At 68.8% G+C, this 9,251-nt stretch carries 11 protein-coding genes; 2 read left to right on the top strand and 9 right to left on the bottom strand.

Going from position 1 to position 9,251, the window contains the following annotated elements; all coding sequences use genetic code 11:
- On the top strand, positions 1 to 519 hold a 519-nt coding region (locus ACFX43_RS04985; RefSeq protein WP_378817776.1), incomplete at its 5' end, for a hypothetical protein.
- Between the two features lie 14 nt (positions 520 to 533).
- On the opposite strand, the gene ACFX43_RS04980 is transcribed toward ACFX43_RS04985, so the two are convergent.
- The 8 genes from ACFX43_RS04980 to folP form a co-directional block, all read right to left on the bottom strand.
- Complete coding sequence (locus ACFX43_RS04980) at positions 534 to 2,828, bottom strand: glycosyltransferase (protein WP_378817773.1); 2,295 nt, start codon at positions 2,826 to 2,828, stop codon at positions 534 to 536.
- Positions 2,829 to 2,837: 9 nt separating this feature from the next.
- Positions 2,838 to 3,200, bottom strand: a complete 363-nt coding sequence (locus ACFX43_RS04975) for a hypothetical protein (RefSeq protein WP_378817770.1) — start codon at positions 3,198 to 3,200, stop codon at positions 2,838 to 2,840.
- Complete coding sequence (locus ACFX43_RS04970; RefSeq protein WP_378817767.1) at positions 3,197 to 3,877, bottom strand: hypothetical protein; 681 nt, start codon at positions 3,875 to 3,877, stop codon at positions 3,197 to 3,199. The genes ACFX43_RS04975 and ACFX43_RS04970 overlap by 4 nt, the downstream gene beginning before the upstream one ends.
- A 225-nt stretch (positions 3,878 to 4,102) precedes the next feature.
- Positions 4,103 to 4,696, bottom strand: coding sequence for a hypothetical protein (locus ACFX43_RS04965; protein ID WP_378817764.1), 594 nt, complete (start codon positions 4,694 to 4,696; stop codon positions 4,103 to 4,105).
- Between the two features lie 15 nt (positions 4,697 to 4,711).
- Positions 4,712 to 5,149 carry a DUF3180 domain-containing protein gene (locus ACFX43_RS04960; protein WP_378817761.1) on the bottom strand — a complete coding sequence of 146 codons (438 nt, stop codon included), beginning with the start codon at positions 5,147 to 5,149 and terminating at the stop codon, positions 4,712 to 4,714.
- Positions 5,150 to 5,231: 82 nt separating this feature from the next.
- Entirely contained in the window at positions 5,232 to 5,798 is a 567-nt protein-coding gene (gene folK / locus ACFX43_RS04955; RefSeq protein WP_378817758.1) for a 2-amino-4-hydroxy-6-hydroxymethyldihydropteridine diphosphokinase, read from the bottom strand.
- Positions 5,795 to 6,187 (bottom strand): dihydroneopterin aldolase, encoded by a 393-nt coding sequence (gene folB, locus ACFX43_RS04950; protein WP_378817755.1) that lies wholly within the window; start codon positions 6,185 to 6,187, stop codon positions 5,795 to 5,797. Before folB ends, folK begins: the two co-directional genes overlap by 4 nt.
- Positions 6,184 to 6,990 carry a dihydropteroate synthase gene (folP, locus tag ACFX43_RS04945; RefSeq protein WP_378817779.1) on the bottom strand — a complete coding sequence of 269 codons (807 nt, stop codon included), beginning with the start codon at positions 6,988 to 6,990 and terminating at the stop codon, positions 6,184 to 6,186. The genes folB and folP overlap by 4 nt, the downstream gene beginning before the upstream one ends.
- A 105-nt stretch (positions 6,991 to 7,095) precedes the next feature.
- On the opposite strand from folP, the gene ACFX43_RS04940 reads away from it, so the two are divergent.
- Positions 7,096 to 8,616 (top strand): polysaccharide pyruvyl transferase family protein, encoded by a 1,521-nt coding sequence (locus tag ACFX43_RS04940; RefSeq protein WP_378817752.1) that lies wholly within the window; start codon positions 7,096 to 7,098, stop codon positions 8,614 to 8,616.
- Here the strand turns inward: ACFX43_RS04940 and folE are convergent.
- Positions 8,613 to 9,251 carry a GTP cyclohydrolase I FolE gene (gene folE, locus ACFX43_RS04935; protein WP_378817749.1) on the bottom strand — a complete coding sequence of 213 codons (639 nt, stop codon included), beginning with the start codon at positions 9,249 to 9,251 and terminating at the stop codon, positions 8,613 to 8,615. The two genes, ACFX43_RS04940 and folE, sit on opposite strands and share 4 nt — an antisense overlap.

Raw genomic sequence — 9,251 nt, 5'->3', positions numbered from 1 at the left:
GCGGGGTGGCGCCACCCCTGGCCCGCCGGTCGCGGCAGGGACGAGCTCACCGTCCTGCTCGCGGCGGCCATCGACGTCGCGGTCACTCCCGCGGACGTATTCCAGGTACGCCGACGGCGCGAGTCCGCGCTCTCCTCGACCGGCATGACACCCGTGGTCGCAGGTCGGCAGACGCCGCAGGAGGCCGATCCGAGCGAGCTCCGGAAGCTGATGGACGAGAACGAGGCACTGCGCGGCCAGGTGACCTGGTTCAAGCAGCAGATGCGTCAGCGTCAGACGATGACCCACGAGGTACGCACGGCGGCCCGACGCGACGTCGCGGCACTGAACGATCGCATCAAGGAGCTGGAGGACCAGCTGAGCGCTCGGCAGGCCCCGACCGTCAACCGAGTCGCCAAGCGCGCATCGTCCGTCCCCGGGCGGGCGCGTTCCGGCTTCGGACGCGTACCCGGGGCCCGGCGCGCGGCCCGCCTGCTCAGAAGGGTTCTCCGCGCGCTCCGACGCGTGGCCAAGCGCTAGCGCGCTTCAGCCGGTCACGCGTCGGTAAGCGGGGCCGGCGCGAGCCGCAGATGGATCTCGTCGGACCAGCCGAACTCGAGCTTCGCCGCCTCGGCAGCGGTCGGCTGAGGCACCCGCTCAGAGAGCTCGCGGGCCACGACGATCGGCTTGTGCTCGCGGCCGTCCAGCAACGACCACTGCGACCCCTCACAGGCTTCGTGCTCGACCGCGGTGCTGCGCAACGCACCCACAGGCACGGTGATCAGGAAGACCCCGTCACGGTCGGCCACGTCCAGGGCGACATCGAGGGGCTTCTCCGGGGTCGGCCAGGTCCGGAGCACCGCTCCCGTCGACTCCAACCGGGGACCGTCCGGACCACGCAGGATCAGGTCCTCACCCTGCCACCATGCGTCGTGAACGACGGGGCGGTCGGGCGTCGCGGTGATGACGAAGGAACCGTTCGGGTCGCGGGTGGCGTTCACCGCGCGCCCCTTCATCAGAGATCGAGACCCGAGAAAGTCCGGGTGCACCGGCAGCGGAGACGTACGTCCCTTCCGGGACAGCTTCACCCGGGTCGGCACGATCTCCTCCATCGGCATGTCCAGTCCGGACTTCTCGAGGACAGCCTCGACCGGCACCGTCAACTGCCACGGGGTGATGCCTCGCTCGCCCCGCTCGCCGATCGTCAGCGGATGGGTCACCACCGAACCGCTGCGGTCGGTGAGGGTCAGCTCCGCATGCTCGGGAGGAGTGCCCCGGAACGCGCCCCGGATCTCGATCTCGTCGCCGAGGTCGGTGGTGTGATCCACCCAGGCGTCCGGAAGGTCGCGGACGGTGACCCCGAAGCCCCCGGGGAGGCGTCCTGGGCGGCACCAGCGGTTGCCGATGCGGCGCCAGCCCTGCCACCGCTCACGTCCGTCTCCCGACGTCGTCACCTGGATCACGTCGCGGACATCGCGGTTGCGGATGCCGATCATGAGGCGCCATTGGCGATCGCCTGCCAGTCGCGACGGGTCGATGCTCAGCTCGAGCGTGGACCTGTCCACCTGGCCGAACGGGATCGCCCGCGGGCGGGCGACATGATCCACCGGCACCTGGCCGCCGGCGGGGCTCTCCAGCCACACCTTGAAGCGTGTCCGTGGCGCCAGCGCGAGGGTGTTGATGCCGATGTTGACCCGGACTGCGACTCGGGATCCGTCCCACCAGGCCTCGGTCGCCACTGCCTTGGCCTTCATGTACGCCGGGGCCAGGCGGAACACCGAGTCGGGGACGCCGACAGCGGCGTCCTCGAAGGAGGGGAGCTTGGCGTACCAGCCGTCCCTTCGGCGGGCCAGCGGCGCCTGGGTCCCGTATTCGGCCCGATAGCGGGTCAATGTGGTGAGCGCGTCATGCTTACGACGCTTCAGCAGATCGAACACGAGTCGCTCGAACGGTCCCTGACGGTTGAGGATCGCGTCGTCGACGCGCGCCAGGTAGCGCTCCGCCAGGTCGAAGATGCGTCCCGACTCGTCGGCCGGATGGTCCTCGATCGACCGGGCGAGCACCTGGACGTCCGTTGCCGCGAGATGGGACTTGACCAGGTCGGACAGGTAGGGAGCCTGCTCCTCGACCATGTCGAACAGCATCTCGGCCGAACGTACGCGATCGCTGAGGTTGTCGAGATTCCAGTGGCTCTGCGTGATCGAGGCCTCGCCACCGTCGCGATGCCGCCAGTAGTAGATCGGCTCGGCGAGAACGTCGACCTGGCGGGCGCGGATGTGCGCGGCAAGGGCGACCGGGTAGTCCTCGTAGAGCATGTCCGGGTAGCTGAGGCCGGCGGAGTCCCAGAAGTCGCGCCGGTAGACCTTGTTCCAGATGTAGCGATCGATGCCCAGGATGTGGGTCCGGCTGCAGTGCGTGGCGATGCGGGTGGTGACGAACGGGCGCCGGTGGGACCACGACTGCCAGACCGACACCGAGTCGAAACGGCGGGCGTTGCCGGCCACGAAGTCGGAGCCCGAGCGCGCCAACGTGTCCGTCATGAGCTGGTAGGCGTACTCCGGGACGTAGTCGTCAGCGTCGACGAACGCGAGCAGGTCACCCCTGCTCGCCTCGATCCCGATGTTTCGGGCCACCCCGACACCGACCTTCTCCGAGGAGACCACCCGGAATCGCGAGTCGCTCGATGCGAACCGGTCGGCGACGCTCGCGGACCCGTCGGTGGACGCGTCGTCGACCATGACCACCTCGAAATCCGAGAAGGTCTGGGCGCGAAGCGACTCCAGGCACGTCTGGAGGAAGGGCTCCACGTTGTGAAACGGGATGACGATGCTCAGAGCGGGATGCGGCACATTCTCACCTTAAGTCGCTCCGTCCTCGAGCCTTCGCAACCGCTCCTCGAAACGCGTGGCCGCGGTGATGCGGGCACGCACCTGCTCCTGCTGACGCTGGATCTCGGCCCAGATCGAGGAGGCGTCGACGTGGCCGTCCGACGGCGCTCCGGCCGCGAGGTTGCCGCGCTCGACGGTGTCACGCAGGGTCTCCAGACGTGCCTCGAGGGCCGCTACCTGCGGGCTGACCCGAGCGAGCTCGCGCTCGAGGTCACCGATACGGACGCGCTGCCGGTCCGTGATGGCACGCAGCTCCTCGATGGTGGCTCGAGCCTCGTCCAGGTCGGCCGCGGAGCCGGCCAATCTGTTGACCTTGCCGCGCAGTCGGTTCATCGCCATAGGGTTACGCGCCCCTCCTCGAGCCAGTCGGTCATGACGCGTGCCTCCGCCTCGATCCGATGCTCCGGCGCCACGGGCGAGGAGCCGCCTGCCTGGTAGGTCCACTCCGTCTGCCCGGGGTTGTCGACGAACGAGAACCCGGACAGCAGGATGTCGGACTCCGGGAACAGGTTGACCGCCAGCCACGCGGCGGTGAAGCCCGTCGTCGGCGCCAGCTTCTCGGTCCGCCAGGGGATGTCGAGGTCGTTCCCGGTGCCGGTGAGCAGCTCCCCGTTCGGGATGGGTACGAAGCCCAGATCGGGCGGCCATGACATCGGCCACACCTCGAGACGGCCGTGGAAGCGCATCGGTTCGGCGAGGAGGTAGAGGCGCTCGCGGTAGCGGTCGAAGGTGAACCGCGTCGGGCGGGTGATCCGGTTCCAGATCACCACGTCGGCCCGTGATCCCTGGGCGCGGGGCTCACCCGGGACATCCAGCACGAAGCTGTTGACCCGGATCACCAGGTCCGAGTCGTCGATGGCCTGCGCTCGGTCGTCGCTGGGCCCCAGCGGAGCATTTCCGAGCACCGCGACCGACCTCACCGGCGCCCTTCTGGCGTACGTGGTCATCAGGTCGCGTAGGTAGGCGAAGCCTTCAGTGACCGTGACTGCCCGTTCGGCGATCAACGTCACCGGCTTCCCCTTTCCAACGACCCTTGTCGCAGCGTCGTCACAGATCGCAGGGACGCGGCAGGCGCGTTACCCGTTCGGAAAAATCATAACGAGCCAGACCTCCGACAGTTACCCACCCGAGTATCGATTTGAGCGTGGGGGCGCGTTTTCACGCGTGCCGACGCAAAGTGCCATGACGCTGTTGGCGCCTCGTCACCATCCATACATCTGTGCGTCGTTCGCTGGTCAGGCGGACTGAGCCCCGGTCCAGCTCGTACGCTCGGCCTCGAGCTCGGCACGTACGGCGTCCAGCTCGGACTCCAGCTCGGCGACCCGGATGGCCGCCTCGGCAGCGTCGGCTTCGACGGCCTGGAGCCTCGCCTCGAGCTGCTCGCCGCGCATCTCGGCCTGGGCGGCCCGGCGGGCCTCCTCGCCACGGCGACGGACGGCCTCGGCGGCACGCTGGTGAGCGGCGGCCAGAGCGGCCTCGAGCTCCTCGACGGCCTGGACGCGTTCGGCGAGCTTCGCATCCATGTGCTCGCGGAACTCGGCGTTCTCCTCGGCCCGCTTCTCGGACTCGACGCGGTAGGCCTGGGCCTGCTCGGCCCGGTCACGCGCCCAGTCTCGGCGGGTCTGGAGAAGCTCGGAGTGAGTGATCTTGGTTGCGGCAGCGCCACAGGCGAGCCCGAGAACGGCTGCGAGCACGACGACCAGCCAGGACCCGGAGGCCACCGCGGCGGTGATCGTGATGGCGGCCAGCGCCAGCAGGCCTACAGCAACCGTCAGGCGTGTGCTGCGCTGACGCCTGCGTGTGACTGAAGTTGCGGATGGGGAAGGCATGCTTCCACGGTACGGCTAGTTTTCATCGCGTTTGCGGACCCGGCACGCGTGTTCGAGGAGTCGAGCGGCGATGAGGATCGCGGTTCCGGCCACGGCCGCGAGGGCCGAACGGACCAGCCGCTCCCCTGCCGCGGTGTTGGCGTCGTAGCCCAGCCAGCTCACCGCGTAGCCCAGATAGCCGCCGGCGAGGAGCGCGCCGACCAGGGTGCAGGCGCGGGCGAGCACCAGGCGGTTGACCGCCTGATGAGCCTCGATGCGCTCGCCGCGTACCTGCAGCTGGCGGTGGGTGATCCAGGCGGTCACGCCCAGAGCCGCCGCGATCAGCAGCAGCACCACCGGCTGCGCCCAGGTGATCACCGGGGCCACCCCGCGCCAGGACTCCAGCACGGGGTGAGCCAGCCAGCCACCCACGATCCCGATGACAGCCCACGCCGTGATGGCTCCGCCCGACATCGGGTGGAGCCGGCGCTCGTCGTCGGCGGGATCCTTCTCAGGACCCTGGTCGGGGTCCTCGGGTGCTCTGCTCAGATCCGGCTCAGAGCTCGAGGGTGAGGTCGTCGCGGCGGGTGATGCCGGACTGGTCGGACTGCTCCAGCAGCTCGGCGATCGGACCCACGCCGGGAAGATCGGCGCTCGGCTCCAGGTCGAGCCACGGCTTGAGCACGAAGGCCCGCTGGTGCGCACGCGGGTGCGGCAGGGTCAGCGACTCCTCCTCGAGGATCTTGTCGCCGACCGAGATGACGTCGATGTCGAGCGTGCGCGGCTCGTTGAAGATGCCGCTGCGCGAGCGTCCGTAGGCGTCCTCGATGGTGAGCGCACGCTCGAGCAGGCGCGTCGGGGTGAGCGTCGTGTCGGCAAGGACGATCGCGTTGAGGTAGAGCTCGGAGTCCTCGGGCGAGTCGACCGGCTCGGTCTCGTAGACCGGCGAGATCGTGGTCACCCAGACATCCGGGGTCTCGGCGAGAGTGTTCAACGCGTCCTGCAGATTTGCCAACCGGTCCCCGAGATTGGAGCCCAACGACAGCACCGCCCGCCGAATCGGCCGCATCTCCCCGGTGAGCGTGTCGGCGTCGATGATGTACGGGTTGGGTACCTCTGTCACGTGCTCTGCCTCCGGGTGATCGTCAGGGTGACGTCTTTGAACGTCGCTTCGATAGGCGCCCCCGGTTTGTGAACCGTAACACGTACCCAAAGTGCGCGGATGTCTGCAAGGCAAATGTCCGCGATCCGCTGGGCAAGCGTTTCGATGAGGTCCACCGGGTCGCGCTCAACATTGGTTTTGACCGCCATCGCGAGACTTCCGTAATCCACGGTGTCTTGCAAGTCGTCCGTTTCCGCGGCCTCGCGGGAGTCGGTGCCGATGACAAGGTCGATGATGAACTTCTGCCCCTCACGGCGCTCGAAGTCGAACACTCCGTGATGGCCGTAGCACTCCAGACCGAGGATCTGGATTTCGTCCGCGGGTTCCACAATGTTCATCGAGTGGTTCATCCAATTGTCTCCAGCTTGGCTGCCGCCGCGAGGGTGTCCCTGGCGGCACGTACGTCATGAACACGTGTGGCCCAGACACCGCGTTGCGCGAGAAAGACGGTGATCGCATCGTGGGCATTCTCACGCTCGGTCACCGGACGCAGGGTGCCGTCGGGGGCGGCCAGCAGGCGGCCGAGGAACGTCTTGCGGCTGGCACCGATGAGCACGGGGAAGCCGAGCTTGTGGAACTCCTCCACGCCCGCCAGGAGCCGCCAGTTGTCGTCGGCCGTCTTGGAGAAGCCGAGCCCGGGGTCGACCACGATGTTGTCGTCCTGGATCCCCGCGGCTCGCGCCGCCTCGATCCGCTGCTCCAGCTCCGCCTTGACGGTGGCGACCACGCCGTCGGCGTAGACGAGATGGTCCTGGTGCTGCATCTCCGCGCCGTGCGCACGCCAGTGCATCACGACGTACGTCGCACCATGGTCGGCCGCGACCTTCAGGATCCCCGGGTCGGCCAGACCGCCCGAGACGTCGTTGATGATCTTCGCCCCGGCCTTCAGGGCCGCCTCGGCGACCTCGGGACGCATCGTGTCGACCGAGAGGGTCGCGCCCTCCTCGGCCAGCGTCTCGATGACCGGCACCACCCGGGCCAGCTCGTCGGCCACCAGCGGCCTGGTCGCCCCTGGCCGGGTCGACTCGCCGCCGATGTCGAGCAGGTCGGCCCCCTGCTCCAGAAGCGCGTGACCGTGAGCCACCGCGTCATCGGTCGCCAAGAAACGTCCGCCGTCGCTGAACGAGTCGGGCGTGACGTTGACGATTCCCATGACCTGCACGCCACGACCCTATCCGGCGACGCCGGAAGGGCAGACTTGACCAGGCGGGCCCGCTCAGCCAGGCTGCCCGGCATCTCATTTACCCAGGGAGGCGTCGTGGCCAAGATCCTGCTCCGCTCAGCGAGGGACCCGTTCGAGGTGATCGAGGCGGGCGACCCGCGTGCGTGGGGCATCGGGTTCTACGGCACCAACGTCGGCAACCTCCTCTTCGCCGACTCGACACACCGGCTCCTCAGCGTGCCCGGAACCGAGATCGTCGCGAACCGCTTCGTCCATGAGCGGCGCGCGTTCACCGCCGACGAGGTCGCGGCGACCAACGACGAGTACGACCACTTCGTGGTACCGCTGGCCAACGCTCTCCGACCGGAGTTCACCCGCCCGTTGACCCGGCTGACCGCCTTCATCGAACAGCTCACGATCCCGACCACCATCGTCGGCATCGGCGCACAGCTCTCCCTCGACGACCTCGACACCGCTCCCGACGACGAGCTCGCCGCCCTCCATCGCCGATTCATGAACAGCGTCCTCGAACGATCCTCGAAGGTCGGCGTACGCGGCGAGATCACCGCCGCCTACCTGCGGCGGCTCGGCTACGGCGACGAGCACGTCGAGATCATCGGCTGTCCGTCGATCTACCTCAACGGCCCCGACCTCACCGTCCGCGACGAGCGCTCCACCCCGATCGCCGACGAGGACCCGATCGCCGTCTCGATGAGCCCGCTGACCGCGCCCTGGTTCGAGACGTACGTCGACGCCTTCGCCGACCGGCACCCGCGCATGACGTACGTCGGCCAGACCCACCACGACTTCGCCATGCTCCAGTGGGGGCGGCACCGTCAGCCCGAGATGGGTATCGACCGCGACCACCGGCTCTACGCCGAGGACCGGACCCGGATGTTCCTCGACGCCGGCTCATGGATGCGGTTCCTGGCAACGCAGCGGTTCGCCTTCGGCACGCGCATCCACGGCAACGTGGCCGCGGTGCTCGCCGGGACGCCTGCCATGGTCGTCGCTCACGACTCACGCGTGCTGGAGCTGTGCGACTACCACGGCCTCCCCTACACGATGCTCGACTCGATCACGCTCGAGACCACGGTCGACGAGCTGTTCCAGGCAGCCGATTTCACCAGCTTCCACAACCGCCTCGCCGACGGCTGGAAGCGGCTGACCGCGTTCCTGGACGACGCCGGCCTGGCGAACGTCGCGCAGCCCGGCCAGACGAGTGCGGCGTACGACGCCGAGCTCGCCGCGCTGGAGCCCGCGGCACCTGTCGCCACGCTCCGTGGATCGGGCGATGACGCCATCCGGCGCATCGAGGACCGGATCCACGCGCTCAAGATCGCCTCCGAGCACGCCGACACCGCCGCCAAGCGTCGCGAGCGGGAGCTCGAGAAGAAGCTCACGGCGTCGGCGAAGAGCCAGGCCAAGCGGATCGCAGCCCTCGAGGCGACCACGCGCAAGCAGCAGACCCGGATCGAACGGCAGGCCGGCCGCCTGGACCGCCAGCGAGCCCTGATCGACGAGCTGCGCGCAGACCTCGCTCGTCACCAGGAGCGAGCGGGCCTGCGCGGCTTCGTCCGACGGGTTCGTCGCCGCCTGCGCCGCTCCGCGGGCTAGCGGGTTCCGCCCCGGATCAGGGCCATGGCCTCGGCCCGGGTGGTGGCGTTGGAGCGCATCGTGCCGCGTACGGCACTGGTGATCGTGCGGGCGCCGGCCTTCTTGACGCCGCGCATCGTCATGCACAGATGCTCGGCCTCGACCACCACGATGACGCCGCGCGCCTCGAGGAGCGCCATGAGCGCGTCGGCCACCTGGGTGGTGAGCCGCTCCTGCACCTGCGGTCGCTTGGCGTAGACGTCGACCAGCCGGGCGAGCTTGGACAGGCCGGTGATCTTGCCGGAGGAGGCCGGGATGTAGCCGACATGGGCGACACCGGTGAACGGCACCAGGTGGTGCTCGCACATCGACCACAGCTCGATGTCACGGACCAGGACCATCTCGTCGTGGCCGAGGTCGAAGGTCGTGGTGAGCACTTCCTCGGGCGTCTGGTGCAGCCCGCGGGTCACCTCCTGGTAGGCCCGGGCGACCCGGGCGGGAGTCTCGAGCAGCCCTTCGCGATCGGGATCCTCCCCGATCGCGTAGAGCAGCTCGCGCACGGCCGCCTCGGCCCGCTTCTGGTCGAACACCGGTACGTCCGCCACGTCCCGCTCGGGGACATGGACGGGCGCTACGTCATCGAAGTTGTCGGACAT

The sequence above is a fragment of the Nocardioides sp. YIM B13467 genome (genome assembly GCF_042788075.1).
Taxonomy (GTDB): domain Bacteria; phylum Actinomycetota; class Actinomycetes; order Propionibacteriales; family Nocardioidaceae; genus Nocardioides.
The sequence above is the reverse complement of the archived record's forward strand: the minus strand, read 5'-3'. Positions and strand labels throughout refer to the sequence as shown.